The organism is Streptomyces sp. NPDC004629 (assembly GCF_042873595.1).
Classification (GTDB): Bacteria; Actinomycetota; Actinomycetes; order Streptomycetales; family Streptomycetaceae; genus Streptomyces.
In genome coordinates, this window is sequence record NZ_JBIALO010000009.1 from 192,037 (window position 1) to 215,601 (window position 23,565).

Below are 23,565 nucleotides of genomic sequence, written 5' to 3' on the forward strand. Positions count from 1 at the left end.
GGTTCAGGCTCCCTTCCGGCGGCGGGTGCGGTCCCGCAGCCCGTCGCCCAGCAGGTTGACCCCGACCACCAGCACGGCGATGACCAGGCCCGGCAGGGTGACCAGCCACCAGGAGGTGGTGATGTAGGCCTGGCCGTCGGAGATGATCCGTCCCCAGGTGGCGAACGGCCGCTGCGGTCCGGCGCCGAGGAAGCTCAGCGCGCTCTCCAGCAGCACGGCCTGTGCCAGCAGGAGCAGGACGACCAGGCTGGCCGGGCGGACCACGTTGGGGATGACATGGCGCACGAGCACCGCCCAGCCGCGCAGTCCGAGGACCCGGGCGGCGGCGACGTACGGTTTCTCCCGTTCCACCAGGACCAGTGAGCGGGTCAGCCGGGCCACCTCCGGCCACTGGGCGACGGCGATCACGCAGGTGATGACGGTGACGGAGGGCCCGAACAGGGCGACCACGAGGAGCAGCATCATCAGCAGCGGCAGCGCGAGCTGGGCTTCCAGGAAGCGGGAGACGAGTGCGTCGATCCAGCCGCCGAAGAACCCGGCCGCCGAACCGGCGACGATGCCGATGACTCCGGAGACCAGGACGGCGAGCACACCGACGGACAGCGACACCTGGCCGCCGTGCAGGATGCGGGAGAGCAGGTCGCGGCCGAGTTGGTCGGTGCCGAAGAGGTGGCCCTCGCTCAGCGGTGGCAGCCTGCGCCGGGACAGGTCCTGCTCATTGGCGCCGGGCAGCGGCAGCAGTCCCGCGAGGGCCACCGGCAGCACGACGAGTGCCGTGCACACGGCACCGGCCCACAGTTTGACGCGGGCGCTGCGCTGCTGCCGGGTCGCGGTGGCGCGGGCCAGGTCGCGGGCGGTGACGGCGCTGGGCCGCTCGGCGGGGACGACCGTAGTGGTCATGGTTCAGGCCGCCTTTCCGAGACGCACCCGCGGGTCGAGCAGCGGGTAGGCGAGGTCGACGAGGAGTTGGACGAGGATCGCGAGGGTCGCGGTGACCAGGACGGTGGCCTGGATGAGCGGGTAGTCGCGGGTGGCGAGGGCGCGTACGACGAGGGAGCCGACGCCTGGCCAGCCGAAGACGACCTCGACCACGACGACGCCGTTGAGGAGGGCCGCGAAGCGGGTGCCGAGGGCGGTGAGCAGCGGCACGGCGGAGTTCCGCAGGCCGTAGCGCCAGGCCAGGGCCCGTTCGGCGACGCCGCGGGAGCGGGCCACCGTGGTGTACGGGGCGGCGAGCGCGGTGGTCATCTCGCGGCGTACGAGGCGGGAGACGAGGGCGAGTTGGAGCACGGCCACGGTGACGGTCGGCAGTACGAGGCCGCTCCAGGAGGTGAACCCGGAGGCGGGCAGCACCGGCAGCAGCACGGCGAACACGGTCAGCAGCATCACGCCGGTCCAGAAGTCCGGCATCGACTGGCCGGCGATGGTCAGCACGTTGGCGCCCAGCTCGCGTTTGGTGTCGGCCCGGCGGGCCATCCAGACGCCCAGCGGCACCGCGACCAGCGCGGTCACGGCGATGGCCGAGACGGCGAGGGTGATCGTGTACGGCATCCGGGACATCACCACGTCGAAGGCGGGCTCGTGGAAGGAATAGCTGGTGCCGAGGTTCCCGGTGAACAGGTCGCGCAGGAAGATCCCGTACTGGTTGACCAGGGGTTCGTCGAGACCGAACTTGGCGCGGATGGCGTCCAGATCGGCGCTGGTCGCGTTGGGCGAGGCGTAGGCGGAGGCCGGATCACCGGGGGCGAGGCGGACCAGCAGGAAGACGGTGGTCAGGGTGAGGAAGACGGTCAGCAGGCTCTGGCCGATACGGCGGGCGAGATAGGTCGGCACGGCTCAGCCCTCCAGCCGTACGGCGGACAGGTCGTAGGAGTTGATGGTCAGCAGCCGCAGGTCGCGGACGCGGTCGCGGCGGGCGAGCAGGGTTTTGGGCGCGAAGGCCCACAGGCTGGGCCAGGTGTTCCAGATGTCGCGCTGTACGGCGGCCAGTTGTGCGTTGCGCCGGGTGGCGTCGACCTCCATCGCGGCGGCCGACAGGGCGCGTTCGATGGGGGGGACGACATATCCCATGAAGGCGTCGCCGGTGCGGTCCTTCTCGGCCGTGCCGCCGTACATGCCCTGGAGCACGGTGAGGGCCTGTCCGGTGGGGCTGCCGTAGCCGTTGCCGATGACGTCCCAGTCGCCGGCCCGGCCCTGACGCCATTTCAGGATGTCTCCGCCGGGTTCGAACTGCTGGAGTGAGGCGCGTACGCCGACGGCCTGGAGCATGTCGATGACGGCCTCCATGACGGAGGTGTCGGCGGCGAACTCCCCCGACTCCCAGATGATTTTGATCCGCAGGTCGTGTGCGCCGAGCGAGGCGAGGAGCGCCTTCGCCTTGCGCGGGTCGTAGGTGTACTCGCCGGTGGGCACCGCGCCGTCGAGGGCGAGCGGAACGACTCCCCGGGCCTCGTCGGCCGAGTCGGTCAGGACGTCCCGGATCAGTGCCTCGCCGTCGATCGCATGGGTGAGGGCCTTTCGTACCCGGGCGTCGGCGAGCGGATGCCCCTTGGGCTTGCGGAAGTTGTAGAAGAGCTGGCACATGCGTACGCCCGAGGTGTGCTCCACGGTGACGCCGGGCAGGCCGGTGAGCTGGTCGGCGGAGTCGGGGGTGAGGGTGTCGACGACGTCCAGTTCGCCGCTGCGCAGGGCGATGACGCGGCTGGACTCCTCGGGCACGAACCGCACGCGGACGGTGTCGACGTGCGGGCGCGGCCCCCAGTACCTGGTGTTGCGGGCCAGGGTGTACTCACCGGCCCCGCTGTTCGCCTTCAGCACCCGGTAGGGGCCCGAGCCGAGGCCGCTCTGCAGTTCCTCGGGGCGGTTGGCGGCGGCCGGGGTGATGTGGATGTTCGCCATCAGCCGGTCAAGGACGGGCACCGGGTGCTGGGTGCGCAGCCGGAAGGTGCGCTCGCCGGTCGGCTCGACCGTGGGCAGTTCCGGGAAGAGGCCCAGCAGGAAGGAGCCGGTGACCTGGCCGTACATGCGCAGGGCCGTGGCGACGTCCTCGACGGTGACCGGGCTGCCGTCCGAGTACCGGACGCCGTCGCGCAGCCGGACCGTCCAGGCGGTCGGTTCGGTCATCTCGAAGCGGTCGGCGAGCACGAGTTGCGGCCGCATGCGCGGGCCGATGCGGGTGAGGGCCTGGCGCACCGCGCGTTGCACGGTGACCGCCGCGTCGAACTGGTTGAGCTTGTTGTCCAGGCTGACCAGGGAGCGGTTCAGGCCGAGGGTGAGGGTCCCGGGGCCGGGGGCTCCGGTGGGGCCCGCGCAGGCGGCCAGCGGGCTGAGGGCGATGGCGGCTCCGCCGAGGGCGCCGAAGCGCAGCAGGGTGCGGCGGCTGAGGGGCCCGCGCGGGGGACTTTCGGAGGGTGCGCTGTGAGGAGTTGGGGTCATCGTCGACCTTCTCGCGTTCCGGGTGGCGACCGGCTCTGGCTGTTCTCGCCCGGACCGGTTCACGGAGGTCCGGCTGTCGTACCGGGTCCGGTCGGGGAACCGGGCCGGTGGTGACGAACAGGTGTCGCGCCGGAAAAGGTGGCACGATTGCGTAATTCGCGCAAGAGGTCTCGCGCAGATCGCGCACACCATGTCATCATCGGTGCCCGAGGCCGCCCGTCCGGGCCGGCCCGAGGAGGTATCCGTGTCCCTCACCAGCCGCGGCGGCCAGGTCCTGAGCCGCCCCAGCCCGGCGCGTCGTGTGCTCGCCCTCGCGGACGACCTGTCCGGCGCCGCCGAGACCGCGGTGGCGCTGCGCCCGACCGGCCGGATCCTGCTGCGCCCCGGCGCCGCGGCGGCGCCCGCGCCGGGCGAGGCGACGGTGCTCGACCTCGACACCAGGCACCTGCCGGCGGACGCGGCGGCGCGGGCCGTACGGACCGCGGTGTCGACGGCCGACGGCTGCGTGCTGTTCAAGAAGGTCGACTCGCTGCTGCGGGGCAACCTCGCCGCCGAGACCGCCGCCTATGCGGGCGGCGCCGTGGGCGTGGTGATCGCACCGGCGCTTCCGGTCGCCGGGCGCACCGTGCGCAACGGCGTGGTCCACCTGCGCGGTGTGCCGCTGCACGCGACGCAGGCGTGGCGGGCGGAGTCACGGGCCGCGCCCCGGTCCGTCGCCGCCGCGCTCGGGGACGTGCCGACCGCCCCGGTGCCCCTCGCCGTGGTACGCGGTGCGCTGCCCGGGCGGCTGCGCGAGCTGATCGCGAGCGGCCTGCATCCGGTGTGCGACGCGGAAACGGACGCGGATCTCGACGCGATAGCCGAAGCGGCCCTCGAACTGGGGCCCCAGGTGAGGCTGTTGGGCGCGGGCGGCCTCGCCGCCGCCCTCGGGCGCGGGCTCCGCGCCGGCGACGCTCGGCCACCGGACCGTGCGGGATGCGCGGCGGACCTGGCTCCCGTTCCGTCACCAAGCCCAGGACCCACGGGGATCAGGCCGCTGCTGGTCGTCGTCGGCACCGCCGAGCCCGGAGCGATTGCGCAGATCGCGCAACTCGTGGCCGTTGGCGCGCATCATGTCGCCCTGCCCGTGGCACATCTGGGGCGTCCCGCGGATGCCCCTCTCGCTCCGGTCGACCCCACGGCGTGGCTCCCCGCGGGCCTCGCACCGGGTTCCGTCACCGTCGTGAGCATCGCCGACGACGGTCCCGTCGCCCCCGGCTCGGGCCGCCGGCTGGTCGCCGGGCTCGCTCGGGCGGTCGCCGAGGTCGCGCGCGACAGCGATCTCGTGCTCACCGGAGGCGAGACCGCGCGCCGCGTCCTCGACGCGCTCGGCGTCACCCTCCTGTGCCCCGTCGGGCAGATCCAGCACGGCGCCGTGCACTCCCGCACCCCCGACGGCCGACGCGTCGTCACCCGGCCCGGCAGCTTCGGCGAGGCCGACTCCCTGCTGCGCATCGCCCGCGCGCTGCGCCCCCGGCTCTTCACCCACTTCACCGCTCCCGCCATCCACCCCCCTAGGAGAAATCCCGTGAACGCAGCACCCGCCGCCGCCCACCTCGCCGAGCAGACCGGCGCCACCCGTGCGCTCCCGGTCATCGCGGTGACCATGGGCGACGGAGCAGGCATCGGACCCGAGGTCGTCGTCCCGGCGCTGCTCCACCCCGACACCCTGCGCGTGTGCCACCCCGTGGTCGTCGGCGACGCCGCACGACTGCGCGAGGCGGCCCGCATCCTGGGCGTCGAGTGCACGGTGGTGCCCGTCAAGCACCCCTCGCAGGCCGACTTCACGCCCGGCCGCATCAACGTCATCGACCTCGGCCTGCTCCCGGCCGACCTGCCCTGGGGCAAACTGTCCGCCGTGGCGGGCGACGCCGCCTACCACTACGTACGCGTCGCCGCCGATCTGGCCCTGCGCGGCGACGTGCAGGGCATCTGCACGGCGCCGCTCAACAAGGAGGCCCTGCACGCGGCGGGTCACCTCTACCCCGGTCACACCGAACTCCTCGCCCATTTCACGGGCGTCGAGGAGGTTTCGATGATGCTGTCCACGCCCAAGGTGAAGGTCATCCATGTGACCACCCACATCGGGCTGATCGACGCCGTCCACCGCATCGAGCCCGGACTCGTCGAGCGCACCGTGCGCCGCGGCCACGAGGCGATGGTGCGGGCCGGCGTCGCCGCACCAGTCATCGGCGTGTGCGGCATCAACCCGCACGCGGGTGAGAACGGCCTGTTCGGCCACGGCGAAGAGGAAACCAAGATCGTCCCGGCTCTTGAGGTGCTGCGCGCCGACGGCATCGACGCGCGGGGCCCGCTCCCCGCCGACACCGCGTTCTTCCTCGCCTCGCGCGGCGACTACGACCTGATCGTGGCCATGTACCACGACCAGGGGCACGGCCCGGTGAAGGTGCTGGGCATCGAGGCGGGCGTCAATCTCACCGTCGGACTGCCGGTGATCCGCACCTCCGTCGACCACGGCACCGCCTTCGACATCGCGGGGACCGGGCGGGCCGAGGCCGGTAGCATGGTCGAGGCCCTGCGCCAGGCCGCCGAGATGTCGACCGCTCCGGCCGCCCGTTGACCACAGGCTGTGCGCGCCCGCGGCACCTCGAACCGCCCCTAGCACAGGCAACTCCAGGCACCACTGGACACCACAGGACAGAGGACACATGTCTGCGATCGGCTCCAAGGACCGGCGCGACCGGATCGTCCGGCTCGCCACCACCACCGGTCTGGCAAGCGTCGACGAACTCTCCCAGCTGTTCGGCGTGACGGCGTCCACCATCCGCCGTGACCTGGCGAAGCTCACCACGGACGGGCGGCTCGCCCGTACCTACGGCGGTGCGATGGCGCTCTCCGCGCACCCCGAGGCATCGCTGCGGCAGCGGACGGGCGAGGCGTTCGAGGCCAAGCAGGCCATCGCGCGCTGGGCGGCGGGGCAGGTACGGCCGGGCGAGACGCTGCTGCTGGACGCCGGCTCGACGGTCGGGGCGCTCGCCCATGAACTGCGCACCGCCAAGGACATCACGGTCGCCACGACCGGGCTGACCACGCTTCAGGCGCTCTCCGATGTGGAGACGATCCACGTCGAATGCCTCGGCGGCACCCTGCGCCCGCTCAGCCAGGGCTTCGTCGGACCGCTCACCGAAGCGGCCCTGGAACGCATGACGTTCGACCGGGTCTTCCTCGGCACGGACGGCATCTCGCCGCACCACGGCATCTGCGAGGCCGATCTGCGCCAGACCCGGCTCAAGGAGCTGATGGCCCGACGGGCCGACCAGGTGTACGTCCTCGCGCACGCGGCCAAGCTGGGCCGGCGCCCCTTCCATGCCTGGACCACCCTCCCGGAGGGCTGGACCCTGGTCACGGACGACACCGCCGACCCGGGCATCCTTGAGGATCTGCGCGGCCAAGGAGTGACCACGGTCGTCACCAAGCCGGAACCGGACCCTCGCGGTGCGTGAGACGGCGGTGCCGAAGACACCCGTTGAATCGCCGGCAAGGCGCCCGAGTTGACGGGCGGTCCGGGGCCCTCGCTGTCCGGCGGGATCGGGGTGTCCGGTTCCGCCGGGCGGCGGGGCCCCTGCCGTTGCGTATCAGGCCTAGGTTTCGAACTCGGCGACCTGCGGGGTGCCCGTCGAGCCGGTGATCTCGAAGGTGATCTTGCGGAGTGAGGTCTGGGGGAAGCGGATGACGCCCGCGCCGCTGCCGGAGGTGAGGACGGCTCCGGTGTCGTGGTTGACGACCCGCCAGGAGCCGATGCTGCCCGCACTGCCCGCCGTCTCGCGCATGTTGATCATGGACACCGAGGTGGCGGAGCCCCACTTGACCGAGAGGGAGCCGGTCGAGCCGGCGGGCGACCAGTAGGTGCTCGGGTCGCCGTCCAGGACATTGCCGTAACTCGTGCCGGAGGCCTTGCTCGACCCGTCCGAGCCCGCCCCCAGGCTGAGATTGGTCCCGCTCGGCTGCGTCGGCGTCGGGCCGGTCGGTGTGGGCGTGGGCGTGGAGCCGGTCGGCGTCGGCGTCGGCGTCGGCGACGGAGTCTGCGGGGAGCAGCTGCCGTCCGACACCTTCAGTCCCTTGTCGGCGCCGGCCGTGGCGCTCACGACGCCCGGCACGCAGCCGGCCGGTTCGAGGCTGTAGGCGTAGGGGATGCCGACGGTGGTGTTGGACTGGGGGTCGGGGCCGGCCGGGTTGTTCTCGCTGCCGGGGCTCGACCATCTGACGTTGTCGTAGATGTTGCCGCTGACCTGCCAGTAGCCGGCCGCGTCGGTGTAGAAGGTGCCGAGCCACTCCCGCGCCGGGGCCCGGGCCAAGGATGATGATGTTTCTGGAGTCCCGGACGTGGATCACGCCGATCGACGGCACGCCGGCGTTGTTGACCAGGACGTCGATGGGCCCCGCCGCCTCGAACGCGGAGGTGATGCTCTCGGGATCGGTCACGTCGAGTCCGACGACGCGGATCCGGTCCGAGTCGGGCAGAACGCCCGCACACGGTGTGCGCAGTATCCTCGCTCGCTGTTGCACGATCCTCCTCCGTCCTCCAGCCGTCATTCAGGGCAGCACACCCGTGGGGGTGCGCACGGCCTGGCGCAGCCGGGCGGCGTCCCGGCTCGGGGGCGCGCCGAACTGGCGGCGGTACTCGCGGCTGAACTGTGACGGGTTGTCGTAGCCGACGCGATGGCCGACTCCGGTGACGTCGCCCGGGTGGGTGGCGAGCAGCAGTCGGGCCTCCTGGAGCCGGATCTGCTTCTGGAACTGGATGGGGCTCATCGCGGTCACCGCCTGGAAGTTGCGATAGAAGGCGGAGACGCTCATGCCGGACCGCCGCGCCACGTCCTCGACCCGGAAGGGCTGCGCGTAGTGCTCGCGGATCCAGCGCACGGCCCGGGAGACATGGCTGAGGCTGCTGTCGGCGAGTCCGAGCTGACGCACCGTCGCACCCTGCTCGCCGGTGATCACCCGCCACAGGATCTCGCGTTTGACGAGGGGGGCGAGCACGGCGCGGTCGCGGGGCTCGTCGAGCAGGCGCAGCAGCCGGACCACCGCGTCGAGCAGGGCGGGCGAGGCGTCGCTGACGGCGATCCCCGAGGGCGTGCCCCCGCCGGCGCGGGGGGTGTCGCCGGGACCGGCCTGCAGCAGCAGTTCGGCGACGGCGGACGGTTCCAGCGTGAGACCGAATCCCAGCGCCGGCTCCTTGGCATCGGCCCGGGTGAACTGCCCGGTCACGGGCAGGTCGACGGATGCGACCAGGTACTGCCCGGGCCCGTACTCGTAGACCCGGTCGCCGAGGGCGAGGCGTTTGGCGCCCTGGGCGATGACCGCCAGGACCGTCCCGGACATGGAAGGTGCCGGCGGGTCAGGACGGTCGACCCTGGAGATGAGGACGCCGTCGATGGCGGTGGTCCAGTTGGGCCGGGCATGCCGGGTCAGCAGGGTGCGGAACTCGTCGAGGCTCATGCGTCCATTGCACCACCGCCCCCGGCCGTGACTCCCGTGACCGCGAGGATCGTGCAAGCCCAAGCGAGCATCGTTCTAATGTTTTCGCAGGTCAGACCGGTTGAATGGAATCACCGCACTCCACCGCAGGGAAGAAGGATTCCATGATCGCCGGATACGGCTTCAACGCCACGCTGACCGCCTGGCCCGGACTGGGCGACCAGCTCGTCGACCTGCTGCTGACCGGTCTGGACGACGGCAGCCCCGGCGCGAGCGAACACTGCCTCGTCTACCTCGTCTCCCGCTCCGCCTCCGACCCGGACGTCGTCCACGTCACCGAAGGCTGGACCAGCGAGGAGGACCACCACCGCGTCTTCGCCGGCGAAGCCGCCCAGGCCATCGTGGCGCGGATCGACCCGCTGCTGGCCAAGGAGTCCGAGTACACCGACTACGTCCCGGTCCGCGGCAAGGCCGCCTTCTGACCCACCGAACGCGCCCACCGTCCCGCCGCCTCGCACCTGGCGGGGCGGCCCCTTCCCCGCCCCACGGCACCACCCCGCGAAAGGCAGCCATCATGACCACGCCGCGACCCGCCCTCGACCCCGAACTGCGCGAGCTGCTGGCCGACATGCCCCTCATGTCCGAACTCAGCCCGGAAGTGCTCGCCCAGCTGCGCGCGTTCCCGCCGACGCCCGTCGACACCTTGCTCGCCGACCGGCGGGTCGACCGGCGCGAGGTGACCGTGCCCGCCGAGGACGGCACCCCCATCCCCCTGTCGGTCTTCAGCCCTGCGGACCAGGACCGTACCGCGGCCGCGCCCTGCGTCTACTGGATGCACGGCGGCGGGATGGTCATGGGCGACCGCTTCTCCCAGATCGACATCCCGCTGGAGTGGCTCGACGAGTTGGGCGCGGTGGTGGTCTCCGTCGACTACCGGCTCGCACCCGAGGTCACCGGCACCACGCTGGTCGAGGACTGCTACCAGGGGCTGCTCTGGGTCGCCGAACACGCCGCCGAACTGGGCATCGACCCCTCCCGGATCGTCGTCGCGGGCGCCAGCGCGGGCGGCGGCCTCGCCGCCGGCGTCACCCTGCTGGCCCGCGACCTCGGCGCCCCGGCGCTCGCCGCACAGGTGCTCATCTGCCCCATGCTCGACCACCGCAACACCACCACCTCCAGCCGGCAGTACTCCGGCGAGCCCGGCGTGTGGACCCGCGAGATGAACGCGTTCGGATGGCGCGCCGTGCTCGGCGACCTCACCGACGACGAGGTGCCCGCCCATGTCTCGCCCGCCCTGGCCGACGACCTCTCCGGCCTGCCGACCACCTACCTCGACACCGGCTCCGCCGAGGTCTTCCGCGACGAGGACACCGACTACGCCACCCGTATCTGGGCGGCCGGCGGCCAGGCCGAACTCCACGTCTGGGCGGGCGGCTTCCACGGATTCGACGCGCTGTACCCGCAGGCGGACATCTCGGCGACGGCCCGCCGGACCCGCACCGACTGGCTCGCCCGGGTCCTGCCGTCGGGCCCCGACGCCTGACGCCGGACGCCGGACGCCGGACGCCTCGCCGAGGCTGCTCCGCCGACGTCGCGTACAACGTCGGCGGAGCACAGCGGCGGGGGCGTCGACGACGATGTGTCCCCGGCGTGGGTGTGCGTGGCGTTTGCCACGGTCAGGGCTCAGGAAGGCAGCTTTGCTCGGGCTGCCGCCTCGATCAGCACCCGGCGCTGACGGGGCGTCAAGTCCCCTGCGACGGTGCGGTCTTCGGCGACCTCGGCGACCGCCCGCACCAGATCGCCTCTGTTCCGGAACGGGCCCCGGTCCCAGACCTCGTCGAGGAACGTCAGCCCCGCGGCATCGGCCCGGTTCTCGATGCCGGTGCCGGTGGCGCCGAAGACGATCTCGGGTTCGGCGCGCTTGAAGTACATGTGATAGCCGTCGGTGGTGTTGATGTAGAAGGGCGCCAGGGTCAGACCGCCGACGGTGAAGGTCATCGGCTCCCCCGTCGGACGGATCACCCGGCTCAGATCACGGCTGAGGGGGTAATCCCGGTACAGGGTCAGGTTCTGGTAGTCCGTCGCGGAACTCCGGATCACGAGGGGCACGGGACCGTAGGCGACCGCCTGGGTGGCCGGGTCATCCAGAGCACGTTCGATGCGCAGGGTGAACGGCGCGGCGATGTCCACCCGGTCGCCCGTCCGCCAGCGTCGGCTCAGGGAGACATAGCTGCCGGGCGTGGCGGCCACCCGCTGCCGGACCCCGTTGACGTGGACGGTGAAACCGCGCTCGGCCCAGTAGGGGACGCGCAGCCTGAGGTCGAGGTGTGCGTTCCCGGTGATGGTCAGGGTGCTGGTACCGGCCGGGTCGGTCGGATAGTCGGTGGACTGGGTGATGGTCAGCCCGCGCTCCGGCCAGTCGAGAGCGGACGGGAGATAGAGGTTCACATAGAGGGTCGAGCCGTCCGTGGAGCTGAAGTAGACGGAGTCCTGGAACTTGGCGTGGGTTTCGAGACCGGTACCGCCGCAACAGGTGCCGATGTTGCCGTACGACCGGTGGGCGCCCGGATTCACGGGCACGAAGTAGGTGAGCAACGGGTTGGTGTCGCTCGATGTGTTGCGCCGTGAGCCGAGGATCTGGCCGTACAGGGTCCGCTCGTAGTACTGCATGTACTTCGGGTCGGCGGTGTGGAAGAACAGGCTCCGGCTCAGTTTGAGCATGTTGTAGACGCAGCAGGTCTCGGCGTTGTCCCGCTGGATGGTCGCGGCGATGACGTCCCGCGCGCCGAAGATCTCGCCCGAGCCGGCCATGCCGCCGTCCACGTAGGTGCGGTGCGGCACCACCATGTGCCAGAAGTTCCTGGCCGCGGCGAGGTACTGCCGCTCCCCGGTCTGTTCGTATATCTGCAAGTACCCCTGGTACTGCGGGATGTGCTGGTTGGCGTGCTCCCCGTCGAGGGTGTCCTCGTTCGCCACGGCGGCCTCGAACAGGTAGGTGTTGTCGAAGCACTTCGCGGTCGTCAGGTACTTCTCCTCGCCGGTGAGGGCGTACAGGTCGGCCATGACCACCGGCATCGCGTTGTACTCGCCCGCGATGTAGATCTTCCACATCCGGTCGAGCTGTGTCCTCGGCAGGTGGCCGAGCCTGCTGTGGGCCCAGTCGCCCATCCCGAGGACGATCCGCAACGCCTGTTCGTTGCCCGCGTGTTGGTAGGCGTCGAGCAGTCCCCGCATGATCATGTGGCAGGTGTACCAGGGCGCCCAGATGCTCGGATAGGTGGCGTACTGCTCCAGCAGGACGTACTGCGTCTCCGGGTATGCGGCCAGGTAGCCGGCGCGGCTCGGCGCCGCCGGGTCGTCCGTGCCGACCAGCGCGGCCAGTGCGTCCTGGCACTCGCCGAGCGCTCCCACCATGTAGTCGGCCTTGTCCTTGTAGGCCCGCTCGCCGGATCCGGCGTACGCGAGGCTGAGGGCGCTGAGGAAGTGCCCGGCGAAGTGGCCCCTCAGGTTGCCGTCCGCGGTCTCCCAGCCGCCGGGTGGCTGGGCGCCGTGGGTGTCGAGTCCCGCGTTGGTGCGGAAGACGGCGAGCATGCGGTCGGCCGAGTAGGCCCGCAGGAAGTTCAGCACCCGGTCGCGGTTGTCGGCGAAGAGGCTCGGTGCGAGCGTCACGCGTGTGTTGTCGAACGGCTTGACGATCCAGGAGGAGGGCGTGGGGAGTTGGGTGGCCTGTGCCGCGTCGGCCGCGGAGAGTCCGGCCGCCGTCTCGGCGGTCGGGGGTGTCGCCGCCCCGGCCGTCGCCGGGAACATGGCCTGGAACGCGGGGATGGCGGTGGCGAGTGCGGTCAGCCGCAGGGCGTCGCGGCGCGGGAGTTCGGACATGACGGTCTCCTCGGCAACAGCGGAAGCCACGATGCTCCGGCCGCAGGCGCCGCGGACAGGCGCTAGGTGGTCCGCCGGTCTCCCGGCCGAGGACGCGACCATGACATTCCGGAGATACGTGCGGTGCGGGTGCGTGAGTGCGACGAGCGGTGCCGGCGCGGCACGGGCCGCGCCCTTGCAGGCCGTACGGGAGGCGACTCTTCGGGCTGTTCGATATATCGAATGCTGTTCGAATTCCTGGTAGACAGTAAGTGAGCCGCTTCCAGAGTGTCAATGGGACCGGACCCGTCGCGCGGCGGGCGTACCCCCGAAGGGGTCAGCGGCGGTCGAAGCGGGCGGGGAGGGTGAGCAGGTGGCTGAGGTCGCGGCCCGCCGCCAACTCCTCGGGGGTTTCGCCGCGGCGGAAGAGCACGGCGCCGGCCGAGGTGCCGCCCAGGGTGAGGCGGTCGTCCGCACGGCGCAGCCAGGTGCCCTCGCGCAGACCGACCACAGGGACGTCGTTCTCCTCCAGGAACTGCTCAAGGCGCTCGGCGCGGGTCTCGCCCATGTGTGTCGAGTCCGGCGAGGCGTCCAGGTAGTGCGGGTTGATCTGGAAGGGCAGCAGGCCCAGCGCCTCGAAGGTCGGGGGCTGGACGATCGGCATGTCGTTGGTGGTGCGCACGGTCGGGCAGGCCATGTTCGTCCCGGCGCTTGAGCCCAGATACACCGCCCCGTCCGCCACCCGGTCCCGTATCGCCGTGACGAGGCCGCGCGTGTGCAGTGCCGTGAGCAGCCGGAAGCTGTTTCCGCCGCCGACGAACACGGCGTCGGCCTCGCGCACGGCGGCCACCGGATCCGCGGCGGTGTGGACACCCGTCACCTCGATGCCGAGGGGTTCCAGGGCGGCGGCCACTTTGCCGGTGTACGCGTCGTGGTCCGCGAGCGCGTACGGCACGAAGACCAGCCGGCGGACCGTGCCGAGGGCGTCGAGGATCTCGTCCAGCGCATGCTCAAGGTAACCGCGGCCGGGGGCGGTGGAGTTGGACAGGAGCAGCAGCTTCACGGTGGTTCCTTCCGAGGGTGGTGGTGGTGCGACCGGGTCCGGGCGCGGCCGGGCAGCACGTCGTACCGCTGTGGCGGCGGTCAGTGGGCTCCGGCGGCCGGGCTGGGGCGGCGGGGGGTGAGCAGCCTGCCCAGTTCGACGGCGCCGCGCAGCAGCGGGCCGACGAGTTCCGCGCGCCGGGAGCGCAGTGCGTCGGTGGAAGCGACGAGGCTGAGGGTACCGACGGCGCGACGGCCCACCGCGACCGGGACGGCGAGCGCGGCGGTGTCAGGATCGTACTCCCCCTCCGAGTACGCGTGTCCGTCGCGGCGTACTTCGGCGAACCGCTCTTCCAGGGCGGCCGGTTCGACGACGGTCCGCTCGCTGAAGCGGGCCATCGGGCGCGTGTAGAGCAGCGCGGCGCGGTCCCTGGGGGTCAGCATGCCGAAGTAGGCGCGGGAGGTGGCTCCGGCGTGCGCGGGGTACAGCTCCCCGGCAAGGCCGTCCACCCGCAGGGGGCCTTCGGCTCCCTCGGCGGAGGCCACGCACCGCATATGGATCCCGTCGGGCACCGCGAACAAGGTGGACACTCCCGTGTCGGCGGCCAGCGCCTGGAGCGGTGGCCCGACCAGCCGGGCCAGCCCGCCGTCCCGTTCCCAGCCATGGGCCAGGTGCCAGACCGCGGGCCCGAGCCGGTAGCGGCGGGAGCGCGGGTCCGAGACGAGGAATCCCCGGTAGGCGAGCGCGGCCAGCAGCCGCTGGGCCACCGACTTGTCCAGGCCGAACTCCTTGGCGATGTCGGAGACACCCCACTCGGGATGCTCGCGGTCGAAGGACTGCAGCACGCTGAGCAGCCGGTCCGCGGTCTGCAGCGGGGGGCGCGCGGTCTCCGCGGAGGTTGCCGGAACATGTTCGGTCATGAGACACAGGGTAACGCTTCTCTGATATCGGGAGATGATTGCGCTCAGCGACTTTCCGAAGAACTCTGTGACCGCCGGAACTCCACCGGCACCGCGACGCCGGATCCGGCGCCCGCGTTCCCGGGCAGGACCGACGGCCACCCCCACCGTCGGCGGCCCGAGGCCACCCGCGCGCCGGCCACCTGGCCTCGCCTCAGGCGAGGCCCGCGGCACAGGGCGCCGCGGCCGTGCGGACCCGGCTGACCCGGCGGTCCCGCCCGGCGCGTATCCGCACGACCCGTTCCACCCGGCCGACTGTGTTCGCCGTTCCCCCGGCCCCGGCCCGGCACCCCGAGAGGCGCTCCCTTGCTCAAGCACGTGATCGACGTCATCGAACTCCTCGACCGTCCGCAGACCAGCGGCGACCTGCTCGCCGACCACCTCCGGCGGGTCCTGGCCGCCGTACCGGCCGACGCCGACGCCGTAGCCCCCCGGCCCACCATCGAGGTGCGGACCGTCGCGGGCGACAAGGGCAGCACCGACTTCGTCAGCGTGACGGTTCCCGGCCGGTCCGGGCGGCTGTCCGGCGGTGACGCCCCGACCCTGGGCATCCTGGGCCGCCTCGGCGGAGTGGGCGCCCGGCCGGAGCGGATCGGCCTGGTCTCGGACGCCGACGGAGCCGTCGCCGCGCTGGCAGCCGCCGCGAAGCTCCTCGACATGCATGCGCGCGGTGATGTGCTCGACGGCGATGTGATGTTCTCCACCCATGTCTGCGGCTGGGCGCCGACCCGCCCGCACGACCCGGTACCGTTCATGGACTCACCGGTGGACATCGCGCTGTGCAACCGCGAGGAGGTCCGCGAGGAGATGGACGCGATCGTCTCCATCGACACGACCAAGGGGAACCGGCTGCTCAACCACCGTGGCATCGCCCTTTCACCGACCATTCGGCAGGGCTGGGTGCTGCGGGTCAGCGAGGACCTGCTGTCGGTCCTGGAGACGGTGACCGGGGAGCCCGCCCGGGTCATCCCCGTGACCACCCAGGACATCACCCCGTACGGCAATGACGTCCACCACATCAACTCCCTGCTCCAGCCCGCCGTCGCCACCGGCGCCCCGGTGGTCGGGCTGGCCATCACCGCGGGTACGGCGGTCGCCGGGTGCGCCACGGGGGCCAGTCACGAGACCGACATCGCGGCCGCCGCACGGTTCGCCCTGGAGACGGCCAAGGAGTTCGGCCGGGGCGGAGCCCGCTTCTTCGACCCCGCGGAGTTCGACCGTCTGGTCGAGCTGTACGGGTCCATGGCGCGCCTGCAGGGCCGGCCCGCCTGATCCACCGCCCTCCCCCTGCTCCCCTCATCCGTATTCGTCCGTGGTCATCCCCCATCCGTCCCCCTCCCCTGCGGCAGCCGAGGCGTCCGTCCCCGCTCTCCCGCCGCCCCGAGAACCGGCCTCAGGAGTCTCCGTGCACCGTACGCCCGCCACCGGTCCACCCGGCCCGCCGACCGCCGCCGCAGCCACGACCGCACCGGCCGCCGCACGGCACCCCCGTGCGCTGGAACCGGTCACCGCGATCCTCATCGTGCTGCTGTCCGTGCTCGGCGCGCTGATCGGCGTCGTCCTGATCACCTCGCTCGGCGTGTCCCCGAACACCGCCGTGATCGGCGCCCTGGTGGCGATGCTCGTCGGACGCATCCCGGCCGGTGTCCTGGCCAGGATGCGGTCGCTGCACCGCCAGAACCTCGTACAGTCGGCCGTCTCCGGCTCGACCTTCGCCGCGGCCAACTCGCTGATGACGCCGATCGCCGTGCCCTTCGCGCTGGGCCGCACCGACCTGGTGTGGCCGATGCTGGGCGGCGCGGCCATCGGTCTGGCGGTCGACAGCTGGGTCCTTTACCGGGTCTTCGACTCCACCCTGCTCCCGGCGACCAACGCCTGGCCCGCCGGCATCGCGGCGGCCGAGACGATCAAGGCCGGCGACAGCGGTGGCAAGAAGGCCGTGGTCCTGGGTGCAAGCGCCGTGGTCGGTCTGCTCGGCGCCCTGATGAAGATCCCGACCAGCGCGGCCGGGGTCGCCTTCCTGGGCAACGTCTGGGCGCTGCTGATGTTCGGCATCGGTCTGCTGGTGGCGCAGTACGCGCCGACCCTGCTGGATGTCGACCTGTCGGGCGCCTTCGTCCCGCACGGCCTGATGATCGGCGCGGGACTCGTCGCCCTGGGCCAGGCCGGGATGCTGATGCGCGGCCGCGGGGGCGGCGGGCGGAAGACCGGGGCGGCGCAGGAGGCCGGCACCACGCAGGCGGAGGACGACGGCACCCCCGCGCGCACGGTCGGCGCGACCCGGCTGCGGCGCGGCCTGCTGGAGGGCGTGGTCCTGTTCACCGCGGGAGCGGTGGTGGTCGCCCTCACCGGCGGTCTGATCGGTGGGATGACCGTGCCCGGACTGATCGGCTGGGTGCTGCTGGCCGGGGCCGCCGCGCTGGTGCATCAGCTGATCGTCGGACTCGCCGCGATGCACTCGGGCTGGTTCCCGGCCTTCGCGGTGACCCTCATCGTCCTGATCGTGGGCCTCTTCCTCAGCATCCCGACGGTGCCGCTGGCCCTTCTCGTCGGCTACACCGCCTCCACCGGACCGGCCTTCGCCGACCTCGGCTACGACTTCAAGGCGGGCTGGCTGCTGCGCCGGGACGCCGTGCCGTGGCAGCCCTACGAGATGTCCGGTCGCCGTGAGCAGTACATCGCCCAGGTGATGGGCTTCGCCGTCGCGCTCGGCGTGGTGGCCCTGGCCTGGCACACCTTCTTCACCGACGGCAAGGTGCCCCCGGTCTCCAAGGTGTACGTCACCACCATCACGTCCGGACTGGACCCGCACACCATGGCCACCCTGCTGCTGTGGGCGATCCCCGGCGCCCTGATCCAGCTCATCGGCGGCTCCTCCCGCCAGCTCGGTGTCCTGCTCGCCACGGGTCTGCTGGTGGCGACCGCCAACGCGGGCTGGATGGTGCTGGGCGCCCTCGCCGTCCGCTACGGCTACACCCGGTGGCGCCGCCGGGGTGTGCGCACCGCCGCGGAGCGGATCCGCCGCGACGAGCAGTCCGACAACGACATGTCCCTGGTGGGCGCCGGTCTCATCGCGGGCAGCTCGCTCAACGACATCAGCAAGCTCACGAAGGCGCTCTGACCCCACGCGGCTGCCGGCGCCGGCTCGGTGACACCCGGCCCCGGCGTCACCGAGCCGGCCCCTCAGCCCCACCGGCACCACCACACCCACCGCGCTCGGGCGCCCCTCACCCGGCACCCGTGCGCCCCGATCTGCTGGAGTGACCGTGTTCCCGAACCAGCCCCCGGCCCCCGCCGCACCGGCCGGCCCCCCGTCCGCAGGCCGCCCCGCCCTCGGCCTGGTCACCATCGGCCAGGCCCCCCGTTCCGACCTGCGGCCCGACGCCGAGCCGCTGCTGCCCGGCGTACACCTCGTGGAGCACGGCGCCCTGGACGAGGACGACTTCACCCACGGCACCGAGGCCGCCACCCGCCGGGAACTCGCTCCCGAGCCCGGCGAGGCCCCGCTCGTCTCCCGGCTGCGCGACGGCGGTTCGGTGGTGCTGGGCCACCGCCCCCTGATCCTCCGGATGCAACGGGCCGTGGCCCGCGCGGAGGCGGAGGGCGCGGTGGCGACCCTGCTGCTGTGCACCGGGCGGTTCCCCGCCATCCACGGCGCACGGCCGGTGCTCTTCGCCGAGCCGCTGGTGCAGCGGGCGGTGACCGCGATCGTGGGTGACGCCCCGGTCGGCCTCGTGTGCCCGCATCCGGACCAGGTCGCGGACGTCACCCGGCGCTGGACCGAACTGCTTCCCGGATCCGTCACGGCCGCCGGAGCCGACCCCTACGCCCCGGCCGAGGAGGCCCACCGGCAGATCGCCGAGGCGGCCCGGGAACTGGCCGACGGCGGAGCGGCCTGGCTGGTGCTGGACTGCATCGGCTACACCGAGCAGATGCGTCGCACGGCGGCGCGGGCCGCCGGCCGCCCCGTACTGCTCGCCCGGTCGCTGGCCGTCCGCGCCGCAGCCGAGGTCGTGGCCGCCCACCCCTGACTCCCCCAAGCGAAACCGAGGTCTCCCGTGTCCGTCCCCACCGTCGGCATCATCCGCGTCCTCACCAGCGAAGACCTCGCCGTGGTCGAGGACCACGGTCATCTGCTCCGCGAGCGCTTCGGCCTGCACACGGTGTCCCGCTGCATCCCCGATCAGCCGCACGGCATCCACGACGACGCCACGCACCGCCGCGCCGAGCCGAAGATCGTCCGCCTCGCCCGGGAACTGGAGGAGGACGGCGTGGACACCGTCCTCATCAGTTGTGCGGCCGACCCGGCCCTGGACGACACCCGTGCCGCCGTGCGCGTCCCCGTGATCGGCGCGGGTTCGGCCGCGGCCGCCGTGGCCCTGTCCCTGGGCCGCCGGATCGGTGTCCTCGGCATTCGGGACGAGACCCCGCCCGCCGTGGCCGCCCTGCTCGGCACCCGCTTGACGGCCTCGATCCGCCCCCAGGGCGTGCACAGCACCACGGAACTGCGCACGCCGGAGGGCGCCGCCGCCGCAGAGACCGCGGCGGCGGACCTGGTCGCCCAGGGTGCGGACACCCTCCTGCTGGCCTGCACGGGTCTGACGTCCATCGGCATCCGCCCACGCCTGGAACAGCGCCTCGGCGTCCCGGTGGTGGACCCGGTCCTCGCAGCGGGCCTGATCGCAACGTACCGTCGCACCGCCTGAGGGGAGCTACGGAGCCGGGGGATACTCGGTTCCGTGGCCGCCGGCGGGTGAGCACGGGCGTCGCTGTCTCACCCGGCCTGCCCGGGTCTCCAGGTAGCGTTGCTCGGCGAGGCTGGCGGTGGCTTTCGCGGCGCGCCTGTAGTGCTCGTAGGCCCCCGCCGCGTCGCCGGTCTTCTCCAGCAGATGCCCCCGTACGGCCAGCAGGCGGTGGTGTCCGGCCATCCGCTCATCGCCGTCCAACGTGGACAGCAGGGCCAGCCCGGCCTCAGGGCCCGAGGTCTCGGCGAGGGCGATCGCGCGGTTGAGGGTGACCATCGGGTTGGGCGCGATCCGTTCCAGGATCAGGTAAAGGGCGTGTACCTGCTGCCAGTTGGTCTCCGCTGCGGTGGCCGCGCCGGCGTGTGTGGCGGCGATGGCGGCCTGCACCTGGTAGGGCCCGAGCGCCGGGCCGGCCAGCGCCGCCTTGACCAGTTCGGTGCCCTCGTCGATCAGCGCGGTGTCCCATCGCGTACGGTCCTGCTCCTCCAGCGGCACCAGGTCGCCGGACGCGGTCGTACGCGCCTCCCGGCGGGCGTGGGTCAGCAGCATCAGCGCGAGCAGCCCGGTCACCTCGCTGTCCTCGGGCAGTTGTGCATGCACCGTCCTGGTCAGCCGGATCGCCTCGTGCGCGAGGTCGGCCCGGTGCAGCCGACTGCCCGAGGAGGCGGTGTAGCCCTCGTTGAAGATCAGGTAGAGCACATGCAGGACGACGTGCAACCGCTCTTCAAGCTCCGCGCCGTCCGGCAGGGCGAACGTGCTGCCGGCGGCCTTGATGCGTTGCTTGGCCCGGCTGATCCTGGCCGCCATCGTGGCCTCCGGCACCAGGAACGCGCGGGCGATCTCCGCGGTGCTCAGGCCGCCGACCGCCCGCAGCGTCAGGGCGGTCTGGGAGGCCGCGGTCAGCGTCGGATGGCAGCACAGGAACAGCAGGACGAGCGTGTCGTCGGTGTCCGGCACCTCGGCGGGTGCGGCCTGCGTGGCGGTCGCGGCCTCCCGTTCGCGGCGGGCGTGCTCGCTGCGCACGTGGTCGATGAGCCGCCGGGACGCGACCGTCACCAGCCAGCCGCGCGGATTGTTCGGTACTCCCTCGGCCGGCCACTGCACGGTAGCGGCGAGGACGGCCTCCTGCACGGCGTCCTCGCAGTCCTCGAACTGCCCGTGCCGTCGTACCAGCGCGCCGAGGACCTGCGGCGTCAGCTCACGCAGCAGGTCCTCGATGTCCGGTGCTGTCATGCCTCCAATTGTCCGTCAGCGAACATCACCTGCCGCACCTCGACGCCCAGACCTTCGATCGCGGCGTCCGGGATCTGGGCGGCCAGTTCGATCGCCCGGTCCTTGTTCTCGCAGTCGAGCAGGTAGAAGCCGCCCAGGTGCTCCTTGGCCTCCAGGAAGGGGCCGTCGGTGACCACCGGCTGGCCGCCCCGCACGGTCACCACGGCGGCCTGGGACGGGTCGACCAGGGCCTGCGTGCTGATCAGCTCGCCGGACTGCTTCAGCGCCTGGATGAACCTGCCGTGTCCTTCGCCGATCGCGGCCTTCTCGTCGTCGGTCAACGCGTCCAGCACGGCAGGGTTGATATGCAGGCTGATCAGAAACTGCATGACGTACTCCTCATGGTCAGCGAGCCCGGTCCGGGCCCTCCTCGCCCGATGGTCGAAGCCACCACCGCGGTCTTGACATCGTCACCGGAAGATTTTCCGCGAACTGATCCCGGCCGTGCGCCCGACAGCCCGAACCGGCCCGGCCGCGCTCCCCGACCACGACGCGACTCGCCCCTGGCGCCCAGTACAGCACGTAGGCTCCCTGAGTTATGAAGGTGCTGATCTCTGTTGACATGGAAGGCATCTCGGGGATCGTGCATCCCTCCGAGACGAATCCGGACCGCTACGACTACGAACGCAGTCGCGCGTTGATGACCGCCGAGGCGAACAGCGTGATAGCCGGCGTTCTGGACGCCGAACCCACAGCCGTGGTGAGGGTCGCCGACGCGCACGGGCCGTTCCGTAACCTGCTGCCCGAGGAACTCGACCGGCGGGCACATCTCGTTCGCGGCAGGCCCCGACCGCTGGGGATGCTGGGTGGGCTCGACGAGCACACCGACGCGCTTCTCCTCGTCGGCTATCACGCCCGTGCGGGTCGCGGCCCGGCCGTGCTGGCGCACACCATGAACGACGGCATCCTCGATGTGCGGGTGGCCGGGCGTTCCCTGGGCGAGATCGGTCTCGGCGCCGCCATGGCCGGGCATCTGGGCGTGCCGGTCGTGCTGCTCAGCGGCGACGACAGCGCCTGCGCCGAACTGGGCGCGCTGGTTCCCTCCGCGGTCACCGTCGCGGTCAAGCAGGCCCTCGGTCAGGGCGCCGCGGTCGCCCTGCATCCCGCGGAGGCGCGGGACCGGCTGCGCCGTGCAGCCGCCGAAGCCGTCGGCGGGCGCGCACGGGTGGCGCCGCTGGTCCTCGCCGGACCGCTTGAGGTCGAGGTCGACCTGTCCGCGCCGTTCATGGTGGACCTGGCGACGCTGGTACCAGGCGTGTCACGCGCTGACGGCGGCCGCACGGTCGCCTTCACCGCCGCCGACTTCGCCGAGGCATACCGTCTGGTCCTGCTGCTCGCACAACTGGCGACCACCAATCCCGGCTGATTCCGGGCCATTTCTGCCGCGAAAGCACGGAACTGATCTCACTGGTCGTCATGCTGGCCAACATCGCCACCGCCCACCTCGAACCCGTCTCCTCCCTGATGGGCCCCACCCACGGCTGCGCCTACCTGTTCGTCGTGATCGCGGCCTGGCGCCTCAGGCAGGCCACGACCACCGCCAAGGCCGTCGCCGTCATCCCCGGGATCGGCGGTCTCCTCGCCCTGCGTCTGCTCGACCGCTCCGGCGCCACCCGCCAAGACCCGGAAAAGGCCACCCAGTCATGATCTACGTCATGCCGATCCTGATCGGCCTCCTGTACGCGCTGCTGATGTCGCTGATCCGTGAACCGCACCGGCGCCGCTTCAACGCGATCACGGTGGCGGGAGCGGGCGCCGCGTATCTCAGCGGTGGCGGCTTCGGCGGCTGGGAGTTCCTTTTCACCGCCGTCGCCACGTATGTCGCCTACCGCGGGCTGGAGTCCTGGACGTTCATCGGCATCGCCTGGCTGATGCACACCGCCTGGGACGTGCTGCACCATCTCAAGGGCAACCCGATCGTGCCGTTCGCCCACACGTCCTCCCTGGGCTGTGCGATCTGCGATCCCGTCATCGCCCTGTGGTGTCTGCGGGGCGGCCCCTCGCTGATCGACTTCGTCCGCGGCCCGTTCACACGTTCCCGCGCCACGGAGGGGCAACGGGCTTGATAGGCAAGTCACCACTTGCCTATGCTCGTGGTCGTGGCGGACGATGTCTTCAAGGCGTTGGCCGACCCCACCCGTCGGTGCATCCTTGATGAACTGGTGGAACGGGACGGCCAGACCCTCTTCGAGATATGCGCTCGGCTGGCGGCCAAGCACGGCTTGGGGCTGTCACGCCAAGCGATCAGTCAGCATCTGGCCGTACTGGAATCCGCGGGTCTGGTCATGTCACGGCGCCAGGGCCGCTACAAGTTCCACGACCTGAACACCGAGCCGCTGGAGCGCATCGTGACCCGATGGCTCAGGCCCGACACACCGGAGAACAGCCCATGAAGATCCACCTGTCCAGTGTTTTCGTCGATGACCAGGAGAAGGCCCTGCGTTTCTACACCGACGTGCTGGGCTTTGAAAAGAAGCACGATGTCCCGCTGGGCGAGGACCGGTGGCTGACCGTGGTCTCACCGGAAAACCCCACCGGGACCGAACTGCTGCTTGAGCCCTCCGGCCATCCCGCGGTGCGGCCGTACCGGGCGGCTCTCGTCCAGGACGGCATCCCGGCCACCTCCTTCGCCGTGGACGACGTACCGGCGGAGTACGACCGGCTGCGCGCACTCGGGGTGCGCTTCACCCAGGAGCCGCTGGAAATGGGCACGGTCACCACCGCGGTCTTCGACGACACCTGCGGCAACCTGATCCAGATCGTGCACAGCGAGTAG

Annotated in this window: 22 protein-coding genes and 1 pseudogene; 13 read left to right on the plus strand and 10 right to left on the minus strand. The window is 71.8% G+C overall.

All coding sequences use genetic code 11. The annotated features are described in order from the left end of the window. Positions 1-3: 3 nt before the first annotated feature. From ACFYTE_RS16035 to ACFYTE_RS16045, 3 genes are read right to left on the minus strand one after another with little or no spacing between them, the layout of a single operon-like run. On the minus strand, positions 4-900 hold the full coding sequence (locus ACFYTE_RS16035; RefSeq protein ID WP_388709960.1) for an ABC transporter permease: 897 nt from the start codon (positions 898-900) through the stop codon (positions 4-6). A 3-nt stretch (positions 901-903) separates the two neighbouring features. Beyond that, on the minus strand, positions 904-1,833 hold the full coding sequence (locus ACFYTE_RS16040) for an ABC transporter permease (RefSeq protein ID WP_388709962.1): 930 nt from the start codon (positions 1,831-1,833) through the stop codon (positions 904-906). A 3-nt stretch (positions 1,834-1,836) separates the two neighbouring features. Continuing rightward, complete coding sequence (locus ACFYTE_RS16045) at positions 1,837-3,435, minus strand: ABC transporter substrate-binding protein (RefSeq protein ID WP_388709964.1); 1,599 nt, start codon at positions 3,433-3,435, stop codon at positions 1,837-1,839. 244 nt (positions 3,436-3,679) lie between these two features. Here ACFYTE_RS16045 and pdxA point away from each other — a divergent pair, with 244 nt between their 5' ends. Together pdxA and ACFYTE_RS16055 are read left to right on the plus strand one after the other, a co-directional pair. Then, positions 3,680-6,055, plus strand: a complete 2,376-nt coding sequence (pdxA, locus tag ACFYTE_RS16050) for a 4-hydroxythreonine-4-phosphate dehydrogenase PdxA (RefSeq protein ID WP_388709966.1) — start codon at positions 3,680-3,682, stop codon at positions 6,053-6,055. Between the two features lie 88 nt (positions 6,056-6,143). After that, the gene (locus ACFYTE_RS16055; RefSeq protein WP_388709968.1) at positions 6,144-6,938 is read left to right on the plus strand and encodes a DeoR/GlpR family DNA-binding transcription regulator; all 795 of its coding nucleotides are present in this window, start codon (positions 6,144-6,146) and stop codon (positions 6,936-6,938) included. Between the two features lie 138 nt (positions 6,939-7,076). On the opposite strand, the pseudogene ACFYTE_RS16060 reads toward ACFYTE_RS16055, so the two are convergent. Both ACFYTE_RS16060 and ACFYTE_RS16065 read right to left on the minus strand, forming a co-directional pair. Further along, positions 7,077-7,775 (minus strand): annotated as a pseudogene (locus ACFYTE_RS16060) (pectate lyase); the annotation flags it as partial. 253 nt (positions 7,776-8,028) lie between these two features. Further along, positions 8,029-8,934 (minus strand): AraC family transcriptional regulator N-terminal domain-containing protein, encoded by a 906-nt coding sequence (locus ACFYTE_RS16065; RefSeq protein ID WP_388709970.1) that lies wholly within the window; start codon positions 8,932-8,934, stop codon positions 8,029-8,031. Positions 8,935-9,077: 143 nt separating this feature from the next. Between ACFYTE_RS16065 and ACFYTE_RS16070 the strand changes: the two genes are divergently transcribed. Continuing rightward, on the plus strand, positions 9,078-9,395 hold the full coding sequence (locus ACFYTE_RS16070; RefSeq protein WP_388709972.1) for a putative quinol monooxygenase: 318 nt from the start codon (positions 9,078-9,080) through the stop codon (positions 9,393-9,395). 92 nt (positions 9,396-9,487) lie between these two features. Continuing rightward, complete coding sequence (locus tag ACFYTE_RS16075) at positions 9,488-10,456, plus strand: alpha/beta hydrolase (RefSeq protein ID WP_388709973.1); 969 nt, start codon at positions 9,488-9,490, stop codon at positions 10,454-10,456. Positions 10,457-10,596: 140 nt separating this feature from the next. Here the strand turns inward: ACFYTE_RS16075 and ACFYTE_RS16080 are convergent, their stop codons facing one another. The 3 genes from ACFYTE_RS16080 to ACFYTE_RS16090 form a co-directional block, all read right to left on the minus strand. Further along, positions 10,597-12,792 carry a beta-L-arabinofuranosidase domain-containing protein gene (locus ACFYTE_RS16080; protein WP_388709975.1) on the minus strand — a complete coding sequence of 732 codons (2,196 nt, stop codon included), beginning with the start codon at positions 12,790-12,792 and terminating at the stop codon, positions 10,597-10,599. Positions 12,793-13,108: 316 nt separating this feature from the next. Beyond that, complete coding sequence (gene pepE, locus ACFYTE_RS16085; protein ID WP_388709976.1) at positions 13,109-13,834, minus strand: dipeptidase PepE; 726 nt, start codon at positions 13,832-13,834, stop codon at positions 13,109-13,111. A gap of 80 nt (positions 13,835-13,914) precedes the next feature. Further along, a complete protein-coding gene (locus ACFYTE_RS16090; protein WP_388709978.1) occupies positions 13,915-14,733 on the minus strand; it encodes an IclR family transcriptional regulator in 819 nt (272 codons plus the stop codon). Positions 14,734-15,078: 345 nt separating this feature from the next. Here ACFYTE_RS16090 and ACFYTE_RS16095 point away from each other — a divergent pair, with 345 nt between their 5' ends. From ACFYTE_RS16095 to ACFYTE_RS16110, 4 genes are all read left to right on the plus strand, one after another. Beyond that, complete coding sequence (locus ACFYTE_RS16095; RefSeq protein WP_388709980.1) at positions 15,079-16,044, plus strand: DUF1177 domain-containing protein; 966 nt, start codon at positions 15,079-15,081, stop codon at positions 16,042-16,044. A 133-nt stretch (positions 16,045-16,177) separates the two neighbouring features. Beyond that, the gene (locus ACFYTE_RS16100) at positions 16,178-17,893 is read left to right on the plus strand and encodes an OPT family oligopeptide transporter (RefSeq protein ID WP_388709981.1); all 1,716 of its coding nucleotides are present in this window, start codon (positions 16,178-16,180) and stop codon (positions 17,891-17,893) included. A 145-nt stretch (positions 17,894-18,038) separates the two neighbouring features. Beyond that, entirely contained in the window at positions 18,039-18,803 is a 765-nt protein-coding gene (locus tag ACFYTE_RS16105) for an AroM family protein (RefSeq protein ID WP_388709983.1), read from the plus strand. 27 nt (positions 18,804-18,830) lie between these two features. Continuing rightward, complete coding sequence (locus ACFYTE_RS16110; protein WP_388709984.1) at positions 18,831-19,478, plus strand: aspartate/glutamate racemase family protein; 648 nt, start codon at positions 18,831-18,833, stop codon at positions 19,476-19,478. Positions 19,479-19,484: 6 nt separating this feature from the next. On the opposite strand, the gene ACFYTE_RS16115 is transcribed toward ACFYTE_RS16110, so the two are convergent. Both ACFYTE_RS16115 and ACFYTE_RS16120 read right to left on the minus strand, forming a co-directional pair. After that, positions 19,485-20,750, minus strand: a complete 1,266-nt coding sequence (locus tag ACFYTE_RS16115) for an RNA polymerase sigma factor (RefSeq protein ID WP_388709986.1) — start codon at positions 20,748-20,750, stop codon at positions 19,485-19,487. After that, a complete protein-coding gene (locus ACFYTE_RS16120; protein ID WP_388709988.1) occupies positions 20,747-21,118 on the minus strand; it encodes a YciI family protein in 372 nt (123 codons plus the stop codon). The genes ACFYTE_RS16115 and ACFYTE_RS16120 overlap by 4 nt, the downstream gene beginning before the upstream one ends. A 209-nt stretch (positions 21,119-21,327) precedes the next feature. Between ACFYTE_RS16120 and ACFYTE_RS16125 the strand changes: the two genes are divergently transcribed. Genes ACFYTE_RS16125 through ACFYTE_RS16145 form a run of 5 tightly spaced genes read left to right on the plus strand, consistent with a single transcriptional unit; the run spans position 21,328 to position 23,565 of the window. Further along, a complete protein-coding gene (locus ACFYTE_RS16125; RefSeq protein ID WP_388709989.1) occupies positions 21,328-22,155 on the plus strand; it encodes a M55 family metallopeptidase in 828 nt (275 codons plus the stop codon). A 50-nt stretch (positions 22,156-22,205) separates the two neighbouring features. Beyond that, entirely contained in the window at positions 22,206-22,436 is a 231-nt protein-coding gene (locus ACFYTE_RS16130; protein ID WP_388709991.1) for a DUF3817 domain-containing protein, read from the plus strand. Then, positions 22,433-22,855 (plus strand): DUF6010 family protein, encoded by a 423-nt coding sequence (locus ACFYTE_RS16135; protein ID WP_388709993.1) that lies wholly within the window; start codon positions 22,433-22,435, stop codon positions 22,853-22,855. Before ACFYTE_RS16130 ends, ACFYTE_RS16135 begins: the two co-directional genes overlap by 4 nt. Positions 22,856-22,888: 33 nt before the next feature. Then, positions 22,889-23,182: an ArsR/SmtB family transcription factor gene (locus tag ACFYTE_RS16140; RefSeq protein WP_388709995.1), complete on the plus strand. Its 294-nt coding sequence runs from the start codon at positions 22,889-22,891 to the stop codon at positions 23,180-23,182. Continuing rightward, positions 23,179-23,565, plus strand: a complete 387-nt coding sequence (locus ACFYTE_RS16145; protein ID WP_388710167.1) for a VOC family protein — start codon at positions 23,179-23,181, stop codon at positions 23,563-23,565. The genes ACFYTE_RS16140 and ACFYTE_RS16145 overlap by 4 nt, the downstream gene beginning before the upstream one ends.

What these genes read in the sequence shown, in the direction of transcription:
- ACFYTE_RS16125 (WP_388709989.1), top strand. Translation starts at nt 21,328, where the DNA reads ATGAAGGTGCTGATCTCTGTTGACATGGAAGGCATCTCGGGGATCGTG.
- ACFYTE_RS16070 (WP_388709972.1), top strand. Translation starts at nt 9,078, where the DNA reads ATGATCGCCGGATACGGCTTCAACGCCACGCTGACCGCCTGGCCCGGA.
- ACFYTE_RS16080 (WP_388709975.1), bottom strand. Translation starts at nt 12,792, where the DNA reads ATGTCCGAACTCCCGCGCCGCGACGCCCTGCGGCTGACCGCACTCGCC.
- ACFYTE_RS16075 (WP_388709973.1), top strand. Translation starts at nt 9,488, where the DNA reads ATGACCACGCCGCGACCCGCCCTCGACCCCGAACTGCGCGAGCTGCTG.
- ACFYTE_RS16135 (WP_388709993.1), top strand. Translation starts at nt 22,433, where the DNA reads ATGATCTACGTCATGCCGATCCTGATCGGCCTCCTGTACGCGCTGCTG.
- ACFYTE_RS16120 (WP_388709988.1), bottom strand. Translation starts at nt 21,118, where the DNA reads ATGCAGTTTCTGATCAGCCTGCATATCAACCCTGCCGTGCTGGACGCG.
- ACFYTE_RS16055 (WP_388709968.1), top strand. Translation starts at nt 6,144, where the DNA reads ATGTCTGCGATCGGCTCCAAGGACCGGCGCGACCGGATCGTCCGGCTC.
- ACFYTE_RS16090 (WP_388709978.1), bottom strand. Translation starts at nt 14,733, where the DNA reads ATGACCGAACATGTTCCGGCAACCTCCGCGGAGACCGCGCGCCCCCCG.
- ACFYTE_RS16130 (WP_388709991.1), top strand. Translation starts at nt 22,206, where the DNA reads ATGCTGGCCAACATCGCCACCGCCCACCTCGAACCCGTCTCCTCCCTG.
- ACFYTE_RS16145 (WP_388710167.1), top strand. Translation starts at nt 23,179, where the DNA reads ATGAAGATCCACCTGTCCAGTGTTTTCGTCGATGACCAGGAGAAGGCC.
- ACFYTE_RS16065 (WP_388709970.1), bottom strand. Translation starts at nt 8,934, where the DNA reads ATGAGCCTCGACGAGTTCCGCACCCTGCTGACCCGGCATGCCCGGCCC.
- ACFYTE_RS16035 (WP_388709960.1), bottom strand. Translation starts at nt 900, where the DNA reads ATGACCACTACGGTCGTCCCCGCCGAGCGGCCCAGCGCCGTCACCGCC.
- ACFYTE_RS16115 (WP_388709986.1), bottom strand. Translation starts at nt 20,750, where the DNA reads ATGACAGCACCGGACATCGAGGACCTGCTGCGTGAGCTGACGCCGCAG.
- ACFYTE_RS16045 (WP_388709964.1), bottom strand. Translation starts at nt 3,435, where the DNA reads ATGACCCCAACTCCTCACAGCGCACCCTCCGAAAGTCCCCCGCGCGGG.